The following is a 20,122-nucleotide window of genomic DNA, read 5'->3' as shown; positions in this document are numbered from 1 at the left end:
ATATATAAATTTAAGTTGCCTTACAAATATAACTATTTAGTTATCATTATAATTTCAGCTTTTACAGGTGTTAATGCTTTAACAATTTAAACACATCGGCTCCTACTCTTAGAAAATAAACTCCCTTGCTGTATGCTGATAAATCTATTACTTCACGTGTGCTTGTTATTGTGTTTTGTAGGATTATTTTTCCGGATAAGTCAACAACAATGTAAGAGCTTGACGCAACAACAGGTTGTTCTACTATAAAAATACCGTTACTTGGGTTGGGATAAACAGTAATTTCATTTTTATTGCTTAATTTATTTATTCCAACTCCTGTAACATTAACACATAATGAAGTATCTGTACAATTATTTTGAGTAACTTCAACAGCATAATTTCCATTGGCAGTTGCTACAAATGTTTGGTTAGTTGCTCCTGGTATTATGGTATAATTATTATCACAATCTAACCATTTATAGCTTGCGTTAGTTGCATTGGCGGTTAAGTATGGTGAATTATCTGTGATTGTGGTATTAATTATACATTGACTAAATTTTGAAACAAAAATATCCCCGCCTCCATTGGAGGTAAGTCCATAAGTTCCTATACCTGGGTCAAAATCTACTGTTTCGCTAAAAACTCCTGTGGTATATAAATTACCATGAATATCGGTAGTTAAGGAAAATCCATTATCAAATCCCGTTCCTCCTATACTTTTTGCCCAAACAAAACCTCCAGAACTATTTAATTTTAAAATAAATATATCATAACCTCCATTAGATGTTAAATTATATGTTCCGGCATTAGGGTTAAAATCAACGGTAAGAGAATACTCGCCTGTTGCATAAACATTTCCCGATGTATCCAATGCCATTGAATTTATATGTTCGCTAGAACCTCCTCCTATACTTTTTACCCATACGAAATCTCCAGAACTATTTAATTTTAAAATAAATATATCATCAAAAGCATTTGATGTTAAATTATAAATACTCACTCCAGGATCAAAATCAACAGTTCCATAAAATGTCCCTCCTATATATAAATTTCCTTGAACATCTGAGACCAATGACCTTGATTCATCATAATACACACTACTTCCCACACTTTTTGCCCATAAAAAATTTCCATTAACATCTAATTTACAAATAAAAACATCAGAATATCCATTGGATGTTAGGTTGTAAGTGTTTATTCCTGGATCAAAATCTACAACTCCTTCATACAAACCTGATATATATACATTCCCCATTCCATCTAAAGTTATTGATTGGGAACCATCAATTCCATTCCCTCCCATACTTTTCGCCCAAATAAAATTGCCTGAACTGTTTAATTTAGAAATAAATATATCACTACTTCCATTAGATGTTAAATTATACACACCCGTTCCCGGATTAAAATCCACAGTATCTTGAAAACTCCCTGTTGTGTATATATTGTCTGAGGCATCTACAATAACAGAACCAGGATGTCCATAACCTTTCATACTTTTTGCCCACACAAAATCTCCGAAACTAGTTAATTTTAAAATAAATATATTATATCCTCCTTGTGCTGTAAGATTATACGTGCCTGTTCCCGGATTAAAATCCACAGTTCCTTGAAATTCTCCTACACAGAAGATATTTCCAGAAGACCCCACAACTATCTCTAAACCATTATCATATCCACTTCCTCCAATTCTTTTTGCCCAAATAAAATTGCCAGAAGCATCTAATTTTTGGATAAAAATATCATAGTTCCCTGCTGAAGTAAGATTAAAGACCCCTGTCCCTGGATCAAAATCAACAGTTCCTTCAAATATTCCTGTTGTGTAAACATTTCCTGAAGCATCTACTGCTATAGAAGAACCACGATCAGCACTACTTAACCCTCCCATAGAGGCTGCCCATTCAAAGGTTGGGACTTGAGCTTGTAATGAAGTGATGTAAAATAAAAATATTATCAATGTTTTTTTCATGATTATAAGTTTTTAGTGATATTATTTATCTAAATAAACATTAAAAGAGGCATTGGTAATTTTGGCATTTTTAAATTCCGGTCTGTTTTCTTTCCAACCGTTAAATCCTGCTTCAAAATAAAATGTTCCTGAAATTGCTTTTTCATCATTTTTTGTAATTACTAATTGTCCCATTTTTCCTCCATTGTCCATATACTTTCCCCAATAAGACCATGCTGTTTCTCCATACATGGATGATGCGGGATCCGGGTTACTAACTCCAAAACTTGCCCATGCACCATCTTGAGGGTAGTTTGGTGCTCCGGCTATATCAACTGTAAAAGTGCTGCCAACTTTCCACAGTTGATCGGGAACTATAATGCGAATTCTACGGTCGATTAACAGGTTTTGGTTTCCGCTACGCACTTCTTCGGAGTGATGTGTTAACTGAATGATATGGTAATAGACTTGCCTTTCTTCATTGTACCAATGTTCGTAATCACTTGCTGTAAATACTACATTTTTTTCGTATTGCTTTTCATAACTTTTTTCTTTCATTTCACCATCAACCATGGTGTAATAACTGTCCATTTGCCAAAACTCAAGATCTGCCTTTCCGTAATCCTTATCGTCTTGACTATTTAGTGTAAAGCAATATAAATAAACAATAAGTTGTAAGAGAATCGTTTTCATTAGTATGTTATTTGAATGGTTAGTTAAAATGAATTGATTATTTTATAATATGCTTGTGGAGTAAAGTTAAATACGACCGGCAATTTATTTTTTTCTTCATTAGTGCTATTGGGGTTTACTTTTTTTATAGCTAATGAACCCGAATACTCTTTGCCATAAAAATTAATAGAATAATCTATTTCATAGCCTTCTTTAAACTTATTAGATGTAGTATTTTCTGCTATTAAGGTTACAACAGCCCTATCTAATCCATATCGCCAATAGTTATAGGTAATTTGTAAGTAAAAATTTACTCCTTGCTTAGCGTCTATTAAAACTTTGGCACTATCCACTAAAGCGTTTTGCTCTAAATATCCTTGCGGAAGATTGTTAGATGGTTCAAAATTTGGGCCAATATTTATACCCCCAGACTCGTTATAAACAGAAATAAAAGTACGATTAGTACCATTCCATCTTTTAACTTCAGACGAACTTATACTCGAATTTGGAGCCAAAAAGATGTTGTGTTTAAAATTCAAACTTGATGGATATCTAGCTTTTTTACCATCGTCTTTTCTGTACTCAAATTTTATTTTATAATTCGCATCTTCTAAAAATGCAATGTTGTTACAATTGTTATTTAGCCATGTTTCATAAACTGCTCCATCTGTAGTAATTTTTGACTTAGCTAACATGTTAAAACAGCCATTTGAAACAACTTCTTGTTGAGCATTACTAATAATAACCGTTAATATTAGCTTTAATAATACTAGTGCTTTCTTCATAATTGTATATTGCTTAAGTGATTAATCAATTGATAATTGGTTGTTCACTTAAAAATATAAACAATTCCAAAAAGAAAGTTTACTCAATATTGAGTAAAATAGGATTGAAACTAGATAAGAATCTATTTTTTAGAATGTTAACAACCTGTGCTAAAAACATTTACTGTATCGTTCCTGTGTTTGCTTATATTTTTTTACTGTTTAAAACAGTGTCGAATAAACTTATTTAACTTACTACGGTAAGCCAAACTTAAATTATTGGGGCGTGTCCTTAAGGTCGGGCTATCCGCATTACATGGTAATTTGCTTCTATCCCTCACGCTGCTTCTAAATAAGTATAGCACAATTTAATTACGCTAGCATTGCTAACTGTCATCAATTGCACTTTACCCATTTCTCGCAAAAAAGAAAGGGGTATGTAAAAGTTAAAAATTTGCCCAGAAGCGGTCTCAAATTTTCAACCTTTACGAGTTTGTTTTGATAAAATTTTTCTCCCCTCTTAAAAGAAAAAATACTTAAAGTCCTAAGCTAAGTAAAATAACGCAGTACATTATAAGACACATTTCGACTTCGCTCAATGTGACAAAATATTAATGGATATTCTGTAGTTCAGCAATTAGCGGAATATATACATAATATCAGATATTGCGACAAACAATAGTTTGTTCTATATCGATAGATATTATGTTAAGGGATTTACGGGCGTTTAAGCAGATTTAATTTATACCACACAAAAGCAGTTCTCGGACTGTACTGCTGAGCATAGCCGAAGCATCAGTCCGATATCGATAGCTTTTATTTGCCGCACCGAGTATTCTGAGGTCTTAAGAGATTTACAGCTCACCATCCGAGAATTAAATATTCTGGCCAATTGCATGTAAAATTTCAAATACGCTCAGGAACTTGACTTATAAATATGGTTTTAATTTCTGCTGAAGGATTTTCTTGAGATTTGTGTCACCGTATACATAATGATCTTTAATATCAAGCACCTTAATCTTTTTACTAAAACTGGAACCAAACAATTTGATCAGTTCTTTTTTGTGTTTATTCTCCATTACAAAAATGATTTCTGCCCAACCTGTTAATTCTTTATGGATGTATTTTGTCCCTATTTTAAAACAGATCTTTTGATTAGTTCCTGCAGATTTGTATTGATGACTTGGTCATACCTCTCCAGCTAATTATTCTGCTGTTACGGATCGAACTTTGTTAACTAAGCAAATGAAAAAAATGTTCATTATTATGTTAAATAGATTTATTAATTCCATACAAATTTGATAATCTATTGCTGAATTTAGGACACTGACTTTATACCTTCAAATTGTAATCTCAGATTCATTCGAAAAGACTTGACATATGCTTATCAATCTTATAAACCGTTTAACCTAAACTCTTTTCAATTGACAGTCAATATAGAGTAATTTAGAATTAAAATTAGACCCTATAACGTTTATGCATATCGTTTCAATTATTTACCTTAAAAAATGAAGACAATAACTGCCAGTTTTCTAATGATAATGATAAATTTTAGTGTAATTGCCCAAAAACCAAACAAAACGATTGATTGGAACACTGATTTAGAATTTTTGAAAACTCAAATTTACTCGATCTTTCCAAATGCCAAAGACCGTATAAATGAAAACGATTTTAATACAACGCTGGCACGACTAAAGTCAGAAGCGCCTTCTCTTTCAATACATGAAATGTCAGTTGAAATTATGTCATTACTAGTGTTAACAAATGACAACGATTGCTTTATTTACCCCTTTCAAGAGTTTCTCTCCTCTCCTATTCTACCTTTAAAAACTTACTTCTTCTCTGATGGACTCTATATTTGTGATGCTAGCCAACCATACGAAGACTTAATTGGAGAGAAGATTGAGAAAATTGGGCATTACAAAGTTGATGAGTTATTCCAAAAGCTTCAAACGGTTATTCCCGCTGATAATATTTATTATCAACGATATCAATTTAGTTTGTATAGCCAGCTCCCTAGCTTTCTTAAATGGACTGGGGCGATTGAAAAAGAGGAGGAAGTCGATTTACTCACCTCCTCCGGCATTTCTAAAAGCGTTTCTTTTGGGGACTTGTCTTCCTACCTCAAATTAGAGCGAACGCTTGCTAGTCAAGTGGGTTTAGCAGATAGCCAAAGCAATCATGAGCAGGAAAATTATTGGATGGAGTTTTGGGATGATGGTAAAAGCCTCTTCGTTCAATTAAAAGCTATTGAAGATCAAAAAGAGGGCAACTCATTTTCAGATTTTGTAAAAGAAATTGAAGCCCGAATTAAAAGCGGGAAAGTCGAAAAGGTAATAATAGATAATCGTTACGGAGGTGGTGGAAACGGTTTTATGTTGAATGATTTAACTGCTCTTTTAAGAGAATCGAAGACCATTAACCAAAAAGGCAAACTCTTTGTCTTAACAAGTCGCAGCACAAAAGGAGTATTGCTCGAGTTTACCTCAGTTCTACAATTGAATACCAAAGCTACTCTAATCGGTGAACCAACGGGTGAAGGCCCCAATACGGTTGGCGATCGGGTAACGATAACTCTTCCTAGTTCGAAGCTAGAAGTGCAATTAACTAAATTGTTTTGGCCAACCTCTTTTAAATTTGACAATAGAAAAACGATTCAGCCTCAGATTAGCATAAATTATACTTTTGATAATTATCTCGCTAAACACGATCCTTGGTTAAAAGCTATTAAGGAGTATAATCTAATATCTTATGAAAAGCAGAAACCAGATTTAAGCACTCAAAATAAGTTAGTTGGCAAATACAAAGTAGAAGGATACAAGCTTAAAATATACCAGGAAGATGGCAAACTCTATGCTGAAGTAAAGAAGAAATTGAGAAGCTTTTTTGAATTACACACTGAACTTTATCATTCTAAAACAGGTGTGCTCTCCTCGGATATTCCTCAGCTCATCTTTATTTATGAAAAGCAGGATGGTAAAAGTCGTTTAACTAAACTAGAGTGGTTTGGGAACACCTATGAACTTCAATAGTCGCTCAGTAGGCCATTAATTGAATTTAACCAGTTGATATTCTAGATTCTAAGTGATTTTCATAACAGAATACCTTTTCATACTATTTATTTTTTAGGTTCTATTTTCAGTACCATTCTTTGTTTATAGCGAATCTTTTCGCCTTTTTCATTCAATGCTGCCTTCCATTGATTGTGATTGATAAAATATCGCTCAATCTCTTCGCCTATAGCATTGTCAATCACACGATTGATCTCAACTTTGGATATGCGCCCATCTTTTTCGATAACCAATGAATAAAAGTTACTGCCGTAGATCCCTTTTTCCCTAAAGCCAGGTAATATTTTTTCAAGTTGAGCCAGTAGATCTTGTTGAATGAGCAACTGTATGGAATCCGTAATGGAAGGCTTTGCTGCAAAAAGGTATATTCTATTTTGATCCGGTATTTGCTTTTCTACAAATTCTACCTCCGAAACTAGGTCAATTTCTTGTAAATTAGGATAATTTACAAGGGAATTACGTTTCATAAGATTGAGAGAAATATACTGTAGCTGAGTAAGTGCGGTATGCTTATTCGACTGATAATCGGTTGATTTAAGCTTAGGCATCACTTTTCCTTCTTGATTTAAAGTAAAGTGTTGGTGGTATTCTGTAATTGATTTCTTCCATTCAGAAATTGGAGCGCTGTATACATATCCTTCTTCATAAAAATCAAACTCAGCTGTATCATTTTTAAGGAAGACAATTTCACCTTGAGTTAAATGCCACTGCCCTTTATGATAAGTCAAAAAGGCTAGAGCCTTCTTCTTTTCAATTACAAACTGCTTAGGAAAGCTCGGTGGACAAACAACATTAAAATCATGCTTTACTTTCAAATAATCTCCTTCTGTTATGCCACTTTGCTTTCGATGCAAAACGGATAAAACTTCAAGTCTAAAAAAATCATCCTCCGAAGCACTTAGTTGAACATGAGCAACTAAATTGGTTTTTAGAAGTAGTTCATGCATTTTATAAGGGGCTTCATCTGCAATTATGTTAAAGCATAAACTACTATAAATAAGGGTTATAATTAATTTATTCACTGTAAACTATTCCATTTTTCTTAAACTTCTTCCAAGCTTGGTTTTCTTTAATATAGAACCTTCGGCCACTTCGGTATCTTTTTATCGGGCAAGCTTTCACAATATCCTGAATAAATTGTGTGTTTTTAGGCAATACATTTAATAAAATAACAAAGTCTTGGTTCTTTGGAGTAGCATCTACTTTAAATTGTACAGGCTGTTGCAATATTGACTTTGAATTAGAAGAATAAACCACTATATCAATAATTTGATTGACTTTTAATTTAAAAAAAGCGTTTCCCAAGAGATCACTTTTTCCTCTTTCAATTAAAGAATCACCTTGCAAAATTCTGTAGTTAAATGGCCAAAGTTCACCTCTAAAGTAGGTATTGTGAATCAGAATTGAGGAAACTGTATCTTGGTTTTCTTGAGCCACTATTTTTACTGCATCTTCTTGCTTTCTAATTTGCTGAAAGTTTAAGAAAAGTGAATCTCTTTTTATGTAAAAAGACCCCATACCAAAGTAGTCTCCCGTGTCATCCCATTCTTCATAAGTAAAAGAGCCATCCTTTCTAAATTGAATTACCCTATCCGATTCTGCTAGGTTTAGAAAAACTTCTTGGTATTGCCCAACAATACACTCTTGAGCTTTACTCATAAGAGCAACAAAACTAAGATTGCATATGAATATAAACTTCAACACTATTTCAATTGGCTCATCCAGTTGATGGTAGTCTCCCCAATTCCCTTATGGTAATGGTTTGCCATATAGTCCCAATACTGCCCCATATTCATCACTTCGATCTTCTCATCCATGGACTTAAATCTTACGAATCCATGATCTGCATTTTTGATTACTTTCGCTTTGGCAAGATTTGGGTGGTGACGGTTTACTATCCTTTCTATGGCGTATATATGGTCAGGATTTAATGCTTCTATATCAAATTCACCGTACAAGGCCAACACTTTGGATTTTACTTTTGCCCATTCCATTGATAATACCAAGTTCTGTATACTCACCCAATAAGTGTAATGACGGTGAATAAATTGACCGTTTTTAAAATTTTCTAAGGTTCCCTCCTGCTCTAGTAACTTATAGATTTCTACATTCTGCAATATTTCCTCGTTCGATTTTTGAGCCACTAACATTTCATACCAAAAAGGTGTGGCATTCCGAATATCAGCTTCTATTTCGATATCACTTCGGTTAAAATATAGTCCTTGAACTCGGGTAAGTTCTTGCATATACTCAAACCAAGTATTGACTAAAGTTCCGTATGTCATAACACCCTTGGGATTAAATTCTGAAGCAATTAGTGGAGCTACGATTCCACCAATAGAATGACCAAACAGAAAGATATTATCCGCATCTATTTGAGGTTTGTTTTGCAAGTCCATGTAACCGTTCCTAAAAACTTCAACTTCTTCTAAAAAGTTAATGTCAAAGCAGTTTTTCTCACTTTTGCTATCGCCCATTCCCGGCTTCTCTATTCGATACACTGCATAACCTGCAGCTACCCAATCATCGATTAGCTTACGCGTAGGTTGTTGCGATGAATAGGCCAAGTCTATAGATTGGCAAGGGTATCCTTGAATGAAGAAAACTACCGGCGCTTTTTCCTTTCCCTTTGGATGGTGAAGTATGGTTCTCAATTGATTGCCTTTATAGCTTACGCTGCTGTATACAACTTCAGCAAGGTCTGATTGTTCCATAGGTCTTGCATGGGCAATTCCTTTTGCTACTAATCTTTTGCCATTTCTGTAAATAACCACCTTTAATTTATCTCCATTTCGGTATTGGCCTATTTCAGTAACAATATCTTGTGTTGAATTAATGTTGATTCCATTAAGTTGTGTGATGATGTCAGCTTCCTTAATCCCAACTTTATCTGCAGTAGTTCCCTTTAGTACATTGCTAACATATACTCCTTTGGTCTCATCCAGTCCGTTTGCCCTAGCAATAGAGTCATTTACTTGCGATAGCCTTAAGCCTAAGGCCGCTCTTCGTTTTAATCCAGTTTCTTGAGCCCAAAGACAAGAGCTAAGTAATGTAATTCCAATTAATGTTATAATAATTTTCATTTTTGTGAGATTAAGATTTTCGTTGAGGAAATTGATACTCATCCTTTATTATTTGTTGTTTGATCATTTCTAAGCGAGGTTTAAAACCTTCAGGACAAATTTTTGCACATTGCTTTAAAGCTGAAGTAGAAGCTGACTTTTTCCCTAAATAATAGTAGGCGATTCCTTGATAAAGCCTCATACCCCAATCCTTTTCATTTTTTTTAATGGCTTGATTGAGTAAATTAATCGCTGCTTTATCTTGTTTGAGCTTTATCAAAGTGACTGCCATGTGATGAGCTTCAGATGCTGAATACCTTATTTCATTAAGGCTTTTTATTGTATTATTGAACTCTTCTTCTCTTGCCAAAGCATCTAAAATCTCCAGTTTCGTGCTTAGGTTTATAAAGCTTGGATGTGCAGCAAACCCTCCAAACCCTCCATTAATTGATCGATTTACCCATGTTAAAGCTTCTTCTAAATTAGTATTGTTATGCAGACACCATAAAGCTGCATCATTCCAAGCCTCCCATTGATAGGTATTCTCTCCATTTAACTGATAGCGTAATTTTTCTATAGTTGTTTGTTTTAAATCAACCTCAATGGTAAAAGGAATCATGCGGTTTGCCCATTTTAAAGCCAATTGGCATGTGCTTTCAGTTTGGTTAATCACCTCATATTTTAAACGTTCTGAAAAGTCAGAAACAGTATCCTTAACTTTTACTTGAAGTACCACATCTGTAATAAGGTTTAAATAGTAACTACCCCACAAATTATCAGGTTTAGCTAGAAGTAAGGTATGCTCATGACCATTAGGAATAATATGAAAACCATATGAACCTGCTTTTAATTCTTGACCTTCTATTTTCACATCAGTATCAAAACTAATAATGGTGTTTTCATTCGCTCCTGCTCGCCAAGGTATCGGGTTTCCATTCTGAGGGATAATATAAGGATTATTCCATACATCTCTCCCATTAACTGCTGGACTATGATAATTAACTTCTATAAAAGTAACTCCTATTTGTTGAACTATCTTTGCCTCGGGGCTAGCTTTAGGGAGGGTTAACGTATGAAATTGAGCGTCGATATTTAAACAAAATAAAGTCGCGCAAAGCAAAACAATTGGCTTCATCTTTTTTTTAAGCAAAATAAATAACCCTCCTTTTTGCAACAGGGGTAAATGTTGCTAAAAAACCATTTAACCAATACAATCACCAATTATACAATTTTAAATACTTCAAATACTCATTTGGAATAACTTTACTTCATGAATCAGCAATGTTTTATTAATGTTCTTCATCATCAAGTACTCGAAGATTGGGGTGAAAGTAACTGTGTTGAATCTTCTGTAACTCTTTTTGAGAAGAAGGAGAGCAATGCACCGCTTTCCATAAAACTAGTCATTAAGGGAGCAGAAAGGTATAAAGTAAGTGATTCTTATTATAAGCTCGATCAAGGTGAATTTATAATTATTGGTCAAGGTCAACAAATAGAAACAACAGTAAAATCTAAAGAGCCAACCAATGGTGTTTGCATCTATCCGCCAATATCAATGATTCAAGATGTTTTTAATGGTTTTGGAAAGCCATTAGAAAAACAGTTGACTCAGGAATTTAATAATGAATCAGTTTATCTAACTACTAGTAAATATCGTTTACTATCACCTATAGCTACTTCAAAGTTTTTAAACCAATACATCCCCATGCTATTAAACCAAAGTGAAAAAGACGACAATTGGTGGCATGCCTTTTACTTAAAGCTGGCTGAACATTTGGCTTACGACCAACAAGAAATAAAGCTGATTCTAGGTCAGTTGGAGGTGGCCAAAAAGCACACTAAAGAAGAGTTATACCGACGAATTTCAAAAACAAGGGATTATATCCACGACCATAAATTTGAAAGCATAGACTTACAAGAATTGGCGCAGCTTAGCAGTCTTTCAAAGTATCATTTTCTTCGATCGTTTAAAGCCATTTACAAACAGTCACCCTATCAATACATATTGAACTTAAAGCTAAAGGAGGCAAAAAAATTACTCCAACAAGATTATACATATCAGGAAATTGCCAATGAAATTGGTTATTCTGATGCCAAGAATTTAAGAAAAAAGCTTAGGAGTTACCTAACCTTTTATAAACATAGTGGTTAAAATAATAATGATTTGTAATTGTCCTATTTCATTATGAACCCTTTTTCAAACTTCTCTCTTAAAATGGAAATTGGAACATCACCATTTTCCAATAATCTTTGGTGAAAATCTATCCATTGGAAGTTTTCAGATTCTTTCGCTTTCGCTAATAAGCGCAACATTTCATGAGCGCCATATTTATACGTTATGACTTGAGCAGGCCATCGTTTCATTCTGCTTATTTCGCGCCTTGCTACCTGATCTTGATTCTTGATGTGTGTTTTCCAATAAGTAAAGGCTTGTCTGTCACTCCAACCGTAATAATTGATTCCTACATCTAGCACCACGCGAACCGAACGAATCAAGTCCCATTCATACTTTCCATATTCATCCGTAGGTGTTGAGTAGATATCCAAATACTCTACGTAAGCTCCCCAACCTTCGGCGAAACTGGGGTGCCAAAATAAATCAAGCAATGCTGATCGATTTACTTTTCCATTGACAAACCCTTGGTAATGATGTCCAGGGAATGCTTCGTGAGCATATATCCATTCAATTTGTCTTTTGTTAAACGGTTGATTAAAGTAATTGAAATAAAAGGTACCTTCGTTATAAAAAGCTGGGACATTTGCCAAATTTGAATCAGTTCCTTGAGCAATTCTGGCTTCTTCCATTTCACGAGTAAAAGGAAATAGATTTGCAAATTTTAAGCGCATTCTTTGCTGAGTTAATTCAAACTCCCTTTGAATTTCTGCAACATCATTTAAGAAAAAGGAACTATCGTTTAAGTATTGCATAAAGTCTTCAGCACTGTAATCAAGTTCCTCTCTGATATTTTCCATTTTTCTTTTTACAAATTCTACCTCACGCTTTCCAAAGGCAAATAAACTATCAGGATTTACTTCAAGATCTACCCACCTATTTAATAGATACTGATACCATTCTTTTCCATGATCAACTTGAATAATTGAAACATCTTCTTGAGGTAGCATTCCATCCCATTCCTTTGAAAGTTGAATTCGAATTAAATTTATTTCTGCTTCATATTTAATAATAGCCAAACTCAATTCTTCACTTTCAGTTAAATCATTAAGATTATAGTTTCTATACTCCTCAAGTACTTTTCTAAAGAATCGCTCTTGCTTTGCCAATTGTTCTTGTTCAGGGATGTCGGCGAGCGTTTCCAAGAAAGCAATTCGAATCGGTGGTATATTTAAGTTTTCATACTCTTGAATAAAACGTTTCTCAAACGCTTTAAACGAATACTCTTGGGCTATAGAAGCTATTGAGAAAACAATAGAGAATATATGTAGTAACATCTTTATCATATGTGGGTTTTATTAATTTAAAAGGACTTATAGATAAATCTTTTAAAGAATTAAACTAAAGGATGTTACAAACATAGTTAGAGAAAATTGAGTTTAAGGAGTTAAAGTTGCTAATTTCCTTTTTATAAAAAAAAATCAGATTTGCATTAGGGATCATTGATTACATTTAATAAAGCTTAACTTTTAAAACGAGTAATCCTTTGTAATAAAAGGAGCTGACTTTAAGTTAAAAGCAATGATAAATTTAGCTCATCTACTTATCGATAAAAAGTCTTACTGTAAAATGGAAATAGTATTTTTTGGGCTATAATTGAAAATTATCTTATTGAAGTATTTCAGGATAGGGATAAAGCCACTGATTGTCTATAATCCTTTGAATTATTAACTTTTCTTTTACCATCCTCTCAATTAAATGAAAATATACTCTACTTATAGCTCATGTAACCCACTCTAATCGAATCAACTGATACAAACAATCAACGGTTAATGCATTTAACTCATTCATTTCTTTCTTGTTTTTAGTAAGTAATGTCACTAATTCGTCAGAAATTAATGAGTTCACGGCTTTTTTGCGTACCACCCAATTAAGTAAATTATTGGTTATGTTGGTGCAATAAATGAGCTTATACTTAAACGTTTCGAATTGTTGATACAGCAATAGTTGTGAGATTGCTTGTAAATTCTTGTTGATGAAAAATGGAAACGATCCTAAAGATAAAAAGTCTTCAAAATTATTTACCTCTCTTTTGTAGGTATTGTGCAGTTTTACATATAAATACGCTCTATAATTCTGGTTGAGCTGCAATGATTTTTCATCTAGCGTTTTTATCTGGGCCCAATTAATCATAATGGTATTTCGTGCAGAATTGTCGGATGACTCTAATTTTATAAAAACACTATCATTAAATGTATTTTCTACTTTATTCAATGTTAGCTCATAGTCCCAATTTTGGACAACTAAATAGTAAGACTCCCCTATTGGCTGACGCTCATCTTGTGGATGCATTAATGGGTCGTAACTTACTTTCATTTTTCCGTCCGGCGAAAAAGTGATCTCAAAATCTAGATTAAAGGCTTTGTTTAACAATTGCCATTGATTAGAAGGGGTGTTGAAAATACTTTTTCTGCCTTCGCTATTGATTACACAACTATCAATATTTGAATCTATTTCAGTAATAATAGGTTCCAAATCATCAATGCTATTTTTTGCTTTTGCTGTTAAAGAAAAGAGGTCAGATCCATAATCTGCGGCATTTACAATACAATAAACCATACCCCCATTAGATTGAATTTTAGCCAATTTCGAGAGAAGTTCTTTACAGCATTCTTGGAGCCGAGCAATGTTTTGCTCTTTATTACCCAACCGGTTCAACTCTTCTTTTTGATAGTCTTTAACTACCGCTTTATAATTGTCTGAAATTGTTAGCATTATGCTGATTTGTGATATATATGAGTTATTTTATTTGTAATGTATGCAATGCTACATTGGTAATGTCATGATCTACGTTCCCAATTTCTCCTTCTATATTACCTCTTTCTGTTCTTTGCCATATAGACCATCCTTTGTCTTTCCAAGTTAAAGGTGTTTTGGCTTCTGCTACACCATATTCAGCAATCCACAGGGAGTAATCTGCAAATTTTTCGTTGATTAAATACTGATTTGCAAATGGATTATTGGTATAAATAATGGGTTTTACACCCAGTTTAGCTTCAACAATGGTTAACCAGCTCAATACCTCCAGATGAAACTGATTCATTGCGATAGTCCCTTTTATACTGCCTTGCTCTAAATCCAACACAGGAGGCATCTCCCCTGCTTTTACTTCTTTTATGGTGTTTATAAAGTGCTCAGCCTGAGTATTACCATCGCTCTCTGTTGAATAAAAATGGTAAGCTCCCCTAGCAATATTTGCTGCAGCCATTTCACTCCAATTCTGGTGAAATTTTGAATCTATATATGTTGCGCCTTGGGTGGCTTTAGTATACGCAAAAGTGATGTTATTAGCTTTGATTTCATCCCAATCTACTGCTCCCTGAAAGTGAGAAACATCAATACCTAAAGCTTGTTTGACTGCAACTGGTGTTGAATCTAATGCTGCTATTTCTTTAGTTTCAGCTTTAGATGGTGCCAATTCTTTTACAGGGGCTTCTCCAGTACTACAAGAAGAAAGTAAAATAGCTGCAATAACTACAATAGAATGAATCAAGGTGTTTCTGTTTTTCATGACTTTTAGTTTTAAAAAAAATGAGATAGGTTGATAATGGTAACGAAAAGGGTTTCTAATAGAACGATCTTCTCAAGAAATGCATCTGAAGTTGTTCCCGTTAGAAACTTTTGATACAAGGTAAATAATCCATAAAAGAAGAGAAATGGCAACAAAATGAACTGGATCAAAATCGCCGTAAACAAGTTTATTGTTTTAACTGTAATTGCTTTGCAAGCAGTTTTTAGCACCAAATAAGCTTCAGAAACGTCTTCCTCTATTTTAGAGCCAATCTTGGAAAGGTCGTCGGCAGTTTTGTCTTCGAATATTTTCAATTTTGAAACATGATCTCCACCTTGGGCTTCGGCTTCCTCCAATTGACTTTTTTTGCGTTCCTCCTCTTTGGCAGCGTGCTCTAATTCCTTTTGTTTGTAATGTGCTTGGGTTTCTTGAAGCTCTTTCGATAAGTCATTCCCGATGTCTAGTTTGGCTTCTTTAGTAATGTATTGTATGCCGCTAACGTACATTGGCAAACCTGGATTAATCAATAATAACAACACCAATACTTTTAAGGAAACCGATTTATACTTGGGGATCAAACTACACAGTAAAGCAGCAACCAATGTTACAGGAATCAACATAGACTTGGTTAATGCGATCAGTACCAACTGCACTGTTACTAATAAATCTGAATAACTGAGGTATTGAATTGCTGTGGATAAAGAGTCCAATGTGCTAGCTGATATTCCTGAAATCAAAGGAATGTGACTAGGACTGGTGGAACTTGCTGCGGCTTTTAATTCCAACAGAATTCCTAAACTAAGTGTTATAGAATCGATTTGTGTTTCAAGGTAATTGGCTATATCCGTGGTAAATGGATTTACAAATACTATTGCAATAAGTAGTGTTGCTGAACTGTAAAAAAGTGTGTTGTTTTTGAGGTTGGTTAAGAGTTGGCTTTTCATAGCGGAAAGCTAAAAAATTATATTCCTTCGCAAAATGAGTGAAAACTCTCATTTTTTTGACTTAATCTTAAACAAAAAAACCTGTTGAGCAATAATCAACAGGCTAATTCTATTACCGTCTTTGGGGTTTACCTTTTGGTTGTTCTTTGAATTTGGTTAACTGCTCTTCAGTTAAAGTAGCTTTTAATTCAGCTGTCATTTCTTCCCGAGCAGCTTCACCACCTAAGCGATCTTTCATTGCTGATTCGTACCTGGAGTGAATTTCTTTCTATTGAACTACCTGCTCATCTGTCAGACTTAACTCTGTTTTGGCTATAGAGATACGTTCTTCTATTGATGGTGGTTGTGGACGATCTGGTCGCTGACCTTGCGCATATCCGAATGTAGATAAACTAATCAGCCCAATAATTACTGCAAACTTTTTCATAACATCTATTTTAATGGGTTCATACTCTTGGACGTCCTTTTTATAGATTTCCTTCGTTGAGACTTGAAATGTGATGGTATGGTTGAATAAGTATTGGTTTAAAGCAGACATTCACCAAAAAAACGGAACTTTAATCTGAAGGTCTTACAGATTATTAACACATTGTCTACCAGCTTCCACCTGCTCCTCCACCACCAAAGGAACCACCTCCGTAACCTCCGTAACCTCCAAAACCATCACCGGCATAGGAGTGAAAACTTCCAACTGCTCCTGCTCCTATTGCCATTCCACCACCATTGAAACCACTCCAATTCTTAGTTAAAAAGTTCATGATGCCCAAATTCTTGTAAAGCTTACTGCAATCAATTTGAAGTACATATAATATGAAATTAACCAAGAAGTAGAAAAATAGCATATTAAGAGAAACAATATACATGTAGATATAAACACAAAACGCAGCAATCACGCTATTTATGAGAATTGTAATAGGATTAAAATCGAAGAATACGAGGTAACCACTATAAAGTATTAATGCTCCGATAATGATACCTACAAATACAAAAACCAGATTGAAATGCCACCTAACAGGTCGGTCTAGCTTCGAAAAAACTTCTTTCTTTGTCAAATATTGACTTAGATACAGCCGAATAAAACCGTCTTCTATTTTATCTGCATAATAGCTGTATCTTCTTCGAGTTAGCTCTGCATTTCTCTTGTAAAAGTGAATCTTGTTTCTAGCTGAATTAAACTGCTTATTCAGCCCTTTTTCTAAGTAATGTAAGTCGTCTAAAGCTTCAGAAAAACTCCTTGTTTTATTGAAAAAGGCACTATCAAACTCATCACTTTTTGTGGTAATGAAATAGATCAAGTTATTGCATAAAGAAACCACCCAAATGGCCAAAAATGCATAAAAACAAACAAGGATAAGTGATTCCATTTAAAATGTAAAGCCTCAAATATAGTTGGAATATTCAGCTTTCCCTATCATTAAAAAACGAATAGTTTTTAGAAAGTTAATTACCTTCTTCTGCTCCCTGAGTATTCCATAGCTTCACCTTTTCCAAAACCATAGCTGAAACCTAAGGTGATAAATCGCCCTCTTAAACCGTAACTATAGATGTAAAAATCCTCTTGATTGACTACACTTTCTTGAAAACGAGATGCGAATACATCGCGAACACTTGCGCTAATAACTGCTTTCCCATTGATAATTTTCTTACGTATTCCTAAGTCCATAAACACATTTTGTGAAACTACACTTTGAACGGTTTTATATTGAGAACGATAGTTTCCTGTTACCTCAAAGTCAATGTTGTATTTCAACTTAAATTTGGTGGTTAATTTCGAATTGAATTGATCTCCGTTAAAGTCAAAAGAAGTGCCTTCGAAATCTCCAATTCTTTTAAAAAAGTTGTAGTTGGCATCTCCTTGTAAAGTTACTTTTTTACTTAAATTGTACTTTGCATTTAATTCTAAACCAGTAGATTGGTTGGTTCCAACATTCATTGGTGTTACAATATTCACATTGTCTTGAAATGTTGATATTCGCTCAATAACTTCTGTCGTTCTTCGATGAAACACTCCAAAATTTAAGGAATACTTTTCTTGTATAAAAATGCTGGTGACTTCATAAGAATCAGTAAACTCTGGTTGTAAGTTTGGGTTACCTGTACGGATACTGAAATTGTTTCTGATGTTAAAGAATGGATTTAAATCCCACAAACGTGGACGATAAATTCGCTTGGAATACCCTGCTTGTAAAGACAAAGTTTCAGTCAATTTATAGGATACATGCAAGGTGGGAAAAAGATTTGTATAATCCTGACTATTGGATTCATTGGTGTTGGTCAATAACGTTGATAAATCCGTATTTTCAGCTCTTAGCCCTGCTTTTACTCCCCACTTATCCTTTTCGTAGGACGCAGTTCCATATACTCCCAATACCTTTTGATTGTAATTGAAGAGATTGGTTAATGAGGAATCGGGAATGAATCCATTGTCAACAAAATCAAATACCGCATAATCATTGCTTACATCGGTAATGACATATTGTGCACCTGTTTCAAAACTGAATTCGTCGTTAATGGGTTTAGAATAATCGGCTTTAAAAGTATAATTGGCTTCACTAAAAGCTGTTTCAGTTCGTTGGAAAGGATCTACGGCATCACCAAAAGTGGTTACATTTTCAAATTCAGAAGATTGATCTTTACCGAAAAAACTACCCAATGCACTAAAAAGTAACGTATGTTCTTTATTGTCTTTAAACTCCCTTTGGTACTGTAATTCATATTGCCATTTAGGGTTAGTTGCTTCTGTTTTTTCGTCTCTATACCATTGAGAAACCAATAAACCATTTTCATAGCTACTAAAATTGGTAAGGGAGGGTTGATCTTCTACCTCGTAGGCGAAATTTCCTGATAACGTTATTACATTCTTATCATTTATATGGTAATCAGTACCCAAAGTGATGTTATAAAACATTTCATTGCGATAGTCAGTACCTTCACTTTCAATCAAGGAATTGTTCAAGTAATTTAGATTAACATCCTCATTATCTCTTGGCATTGAGCGATATCCTGCACCTAATTGAGTAAATAAGTTGAATTTCTCTGTTCTACGATTTAAACTTATACCGACACTGTGATTATCAGGAATTCCAGTATTAACTGAAATGGATCCATTCATCCCTTTCTTTTCCTCTTTCTTTAACACGATATTAATGATTCCGGAAGTCCCCTCTGCATCATACTTAGCAGATGGATTGGTAATTACTTCGATTTTCTCTATCATATCAGCAGTAATAGTCCCTAAAGCATTACTTTCATCACTTGCTAAAATACTTGGTTTGCCATTGATTAAAATTTGAACCCCTTGACTACCTCTTAAACTTATCTGACCTTCAATATTGACATCAACAGAAGGCACATTATTCAAAACATCAACAGCACTAGCACCTGTACTACTCAAATCTTGCCCTACGTTAAAGACTCGTTTATCTAATTTAAACTCCGTTTGAGACCTTTCAGCTACTACTTTCACTTCATCCAACTCGTTAGCTGTCTGTTCCAATTGGATGGTTCCGACGTTTACTCTACCATTCGATATGTTTAGGTTTTCGATGGTTTTGGTTTTAAATCCAATAAAACTAATTTGCAAGTAAAAGCTATCAGGAAGCGCAGTTGATAGTTTGAAAGTCCCATCTTCAGAAGTTGTTGTACCATCAATAGTCTTTTTTGTGATTGTATTTCCAACCATGACTGTAGCAAACATAACCGCTTGATTGCTTCCTTCTGCAATCACTTTACCTGATATGATGGTTTTTGAAGGACCTTGTGCGTTTGCAAAAATGGCTAAAATGAAAAGGGCAATAAATGAAAGCAATTGTTTAAAAGGGAAATTCATAATCTTCAAATAGTTTTGGAGTGCAAAGGAACCCAGATTTCTGCTGTACATCAAATGCGATTCAATCATAGAAATAGAAATTCTTACTCTCTATTTATTCAATAGGTTCAAGTTGTTCGGTTCTTTAGACCTCAAAAATTGAAAAGGTTTAATGTGGTGAGTAAAAAAG

The 20,122-nt window shown here is 34.1% G+C and carries 17 protein-coding genes; 2 read left to right on the top strand and 15 right to left on the bottom strand.

Annotated features, from left to right (window positions below; all coding sequences use genetic code 11):
• Positions 1–70: 70 nt before the first annotated feature.
• The 3 genes from GQN54_RS06245 to GQN54_RS06235 are packed head-to-tail and all read right to left on the bottom strand — an operon-like array spanning position 71 to position 3,384.
• Positions 71–1,948 carry a T9SS type A sorting domain-containing protein gene (locus tag GQN54_RS06245; RefSeq protein WP_160632653.1) on the bottom strand — a complete coding sequence of 626 codons (1,878 nt, stop codon included), beginning with the start codon at positions 1,946–1,948 and terminating at the stop codon, positions 71–73.
• 21 nt (positions 1,949–1,969) lie between these two features.
• Positions 1,970–2,620, bottom strand: a complete 651-nt coding sequence (locus tag GQN54_RS06240; RefSeq protein WP_160632652.1) for a hypothetical protein — start codon at positions 2,618–2,620, stop codon at positions 1,970–1,972.
• A gap of 23 nt (positions 2,621–2,643) precedes the next feature.
• Positions 2,644–3,384, bottom strand: a complete 741-nt coding sequence (locus GQN54_RS06235; protein ID WP_160632651.1) for a hypothetical protein — start codon at positions 3,382–3,384, stop codon at positions 2,644–2,646.
• Between the two features lie 1,487 nt (positions 3,385–4,871).
• On the opposite strand from GQN54_RS06235, the gene GQN54_RS06230 reads away from it, so the two are divergent.
• Entirely contained in the window at positions 4,872–6,395 is a 1,524-nt protein-coding gene (locus GQN54_RS06230; RefSeq protein ID WP_160632650.1) for a S41 family peptidase, read from the top strand.
• An 86-nt stretch (positions 6,396–6,481) separates the two neighbouring features.
• On the opposite strand, the gene GQN54_RS06225 is transcribed toward GQN54_RS06230, so the two are convergent.
• The 4 genes from GQN54_RS06225 to GQN54_RS06210 are packed head-to-tail and all read right to left on the bottom strand — an operon-like array spanning position 6,482 to position 10,631.
• Positions 6,482–7,456, bottom strand: coding sequence for a hypothetical protein (locus GQN54_RS06225; protein ID WP_160632649.1), 975 nt, complete (start codon positions 7,454–7,456; stop codon positions 6,482–6,484).
• A complete protein-coding gene (locus GQN54_RS06220) occupies positions 7,449–8,093 on the bottom strand; it encodes a hypothetical protein (RefSeq protein WP_160632648.1) in 645 nt (214 codons plus the stop codon). The genes GQN54_RS06225 and GQN54_RS06220 overlap by 8 nt, the downstream gene beginning before the upstream one ends.
• A gap of 44 nt (positions 8,094–8,137) precedes the next feature.
• Positions 8,138–9,517: an alpha/beta hydrolase family protein gene (locus tag GQN54_RS06215; RefSeq protein ID WP_160632647.1), complete on the bottom strand. Its 1,380-nt coding sequence runs from the start codon at positions 9,515–9,517 to the stop codon at positions 8,138–8,140.
• A 10-nt stretch (positions 9,518–9,527) separates the two neighbouring features.
• Positions 9,528–10,631, bottom strand: coding sequence for a DUF2911 domain-containing protein (locus GQN54_RS06210; protein ID WP_160632646.1), 1,104 nt, complete (start codon positions 10,629–10,631; stop codon positions 9,528–9,530).
• Between the two features lie 135 nt (positions 10,632–10,766).
• Here GQN54_RS06210 and GQN54_RS06205 point away from each other — a divergent pair, with 135 nt between their 5' ends.
• Positions 10,767–11,648: a helix-turn-helix domain-containing protein gene (locus tag GQN54_RS06205; RefSeq protein ID WP_160632645.1), complete on the top strand. Its 882-nt coding sequence runs from the start codon at positions 10,767–10,769 to the stop codon at positions 11,646–11,648.
• Between the two features lie 23 nt (positions 11,649–11,671).
• Here the strand turns inward: GQN54_RS06205 and GQN54_RS06200 are convergent, their stop codons facing one another.
• The 8 genes from GQN54_RS06200 to GQN54_RS06170 form a co-directional block, all read right to left on the bottom strand.
• Positions 11,672–12,955 carry a DUF885 family protein gene (locus tag GQN54_RS06200; RefSeq protein ID WP_160632644.1) on the bottom strand — a complete coding sequence of 428 codons (1,284 nt, stop codon included), beginning with the start codon at positions 12,953–12,955 and terminating at the stop codon, positions 11,672–11,674.
• 436 nt (positions 12,956–13,391) lie between these two features.
• Complete coding sequence (locus tag GQN54_RS06195; RefSeq protein WP_160632643.1) at positions 13,392–14,384, bottom strand: hypothetical protein; 993 nt, start codon at positions 14,382–14,384, stop codon at positions 13,392–13,394.
• Between the two features lie 25 nt (positions 14,385–14,409).
• Positions 14,410–15,180: a glycoside hydrolase family 25 protein gene (locus GQN54_RS06190; protein WP_160632642.1), complete on the bottom strand. Its 771-nt coding sequence runs from the start codon at positions 15,178–15,180 to the stop codon at positions 14,410–14,412.
• A gap of 11 nt (positions 15,181–15,191) precedes the next feature.
• A complete protein-coding gene (locus GQN54_RS06185) occupies positions 15,192–16,124 on the bottom strand; it encodes a hypothetical protein (protein ID WP_160632641.1) in 933 nt (310 codons plus the stop codon).
• 112 nt (positions 16,125–16,236) lie between these two features.
• On the bottom strand, positions 16,237–16,362 hold the full coding sequence (locus GQN54_RS15510) for a hypothetical protein (protein WP_262885858.1): 126 nt from the start codon (positions 16,360–16,362) through the stop codon (positions 16,237–16,239).
• Between the two features lie 30 nt (positions 16,363–16,392).
• Positions 16,393–16,662, bottom strand: a complete 270-nt coding sequence (locus GQN54_RS06180; RefSeq protein WP_160632640.1) for a hypothetical protein — start codon at positions 16,660–16,662, stop codon at positions 16,393–16,395.
• 55 nt (positions 16,663–16,717) lie between these two features.
• Positions 16,718–17,488: a hypothetical protein gene (locus GQN54_RS06175; protein ID WP_160632639.1), complete on the bottom strand. Its 771-nt coding sequence runs from the start codon at positions 17,486–17,488 to the stop codon at positions 16,718–16,720.
• An 80-nt stretch (positions 17,489–17,568) separates the two neighbouring features.
• Entirely contained in the window at positions 17,569–20,022 is a 2,454-nt protein-coding gene (locus tag GQN54_RS06170; RefSeq protein WP_235932982.1) for an outer membrane beta-barrel family protein, read from the bottom strand.
• Between the last annotated feature and the right edge of the window lie 100 nt (positions 20,023–20,122).

The sequence above is a fragment of the Acidiluteibacter ferrifornacis genome (genome assembly GCF_009909615.1).
Classification (GTDB): Bacteria; Bacteroidota; Bacteroidia; order Flavobacteriales_E; family Vicingaceae; genus Acidiluteibacter; species Acidiluteibacter ferrifornacis.
The sequence above is the reverse complement of the archived record's forward strand: the minus strand, read 5'-3'. Positions and strand labels throughout refer to the sequence as shown.

What these genes read in the sequence shown, in the direction of transcription:
- GQN54_RS06220 (WP_160632648.1), bottom strand. Translation starts at nt 8,093, where the DNA reads ATGAGTAAAGCTCAAGAGTGTATTGTTGGGCAATACCAAGAAGTTTTT.
- GQN54_RS06200 (WP_160632644.1), bottom strand. Translation starts at nt 12,955, where the DNA reads ATGATAAAGATGTTACTACATATATTCTCTATTGTTTTCTCAATAGCT.
- GQN54_RS06240 (WP_160632652.1), bottom strand. Translation starts at nt 2,620, where the DNA reads ATGAAAACGATTCTCTTACAACTTATTGTTTATTTATATTGCTTTACA.
- GQN54_RS06180 (WP_160632640.1), bottom strand. Translation starts at nt 16,662, where the DNA reads ATGTCTGCTTTAAACCAATACTTATTCAACCATACCATCACATTTCAA.
- GQN54_RS06205 (WP_160632645.1), top strand. Translation starts at nt 10,767, where the DNA reads ATGAATCAGCAATGTTTTATTAATGTTCTTCATCATCAAGTACTCGAA.
- GQN54_RS06245 (WP_160632653.1), bottom strand. Translation starts at nt 1,948, where the DNA reads ATGAAAAAAACATTGATAATATTTTTATTTTACATCACTTCATTACAA.
- GQN54_RS15510 (WP_262885858.1), bottom strand. Translation starts at nt 16,362, where the DNA reads ATGAAAGATCGCTTAGGTGGTGAAGCTGCTCGGGAAGAAATGACAGCT.
- GQN54_RS06230 (WP_160632650.1), top strand. Translation starts at nt 4,872, where the DNA reads ATGAAGACAATAACTGCCAGTTTTCTAATGATAATGATAAATTTTAGT.
- GQN54_RS06190 (WP_160632642.1), bottom strand. Translation starts at nt 15,180, where the DNA reads ATGAAAAACAGAAACACCTTGATTCATTCTATTGTAGTTATTGCAGCT.
- GQN54_RS06195 (WP_160632643.1), bottom strand. Translation starts at nt 14,384, where the DNA reads ATGCTAACAATTTCAGACAATTATAAAGCGGTAGTTAAAGACTATCAA.
- GQN54_RS06170 (WP_235932982.1), bottom strand. Translation starts at nt 20,022, where the DNA reads ATGATTGAATCGCATTTGATGTACAGCAGAAATCTGGGTTCCTTTGCA.
- GQN54_RS06215 (WP_160632647.1), bottom strand. Translation starts at nt 9,517, where the DNA reads ATGAAAATTATTATAACATTAATTGGAATTACATTACTTAGCTCTTGT.
- GQN54_RS06210 (WP_160632646.1), bottom strand. Translation starts at nt 10,631, where the DNA reads ATGAAGCCAATTGTTTTGCTTTGCGCGACTTTATTTTGTTTAAATATC.
- GQN54_RS06235 (WP_160632651.1), bottom strand. Translation starts at nt 3,384, where the DNA reads ATGAAGAAAGCACTAGTATTATTAAAGCTAATATTAACGGTTATTATT.
- GQN54_RS06175 (WP_160632639.1), bottom strand. Translation starts at nt 17,488, where the DNA reads ATGGAATCACTTATCCTTGTTTGTTTTTATGCATTTTTGGCCATTTGG.
- GQN54_RS06185 (WP_160632641.1), bottom strand. Translation starts at nt 16,124, where the DNA reads ATGAAAAGCCAACTCTTAACCAACCTCAAAAACAACACACTTTTTTAC.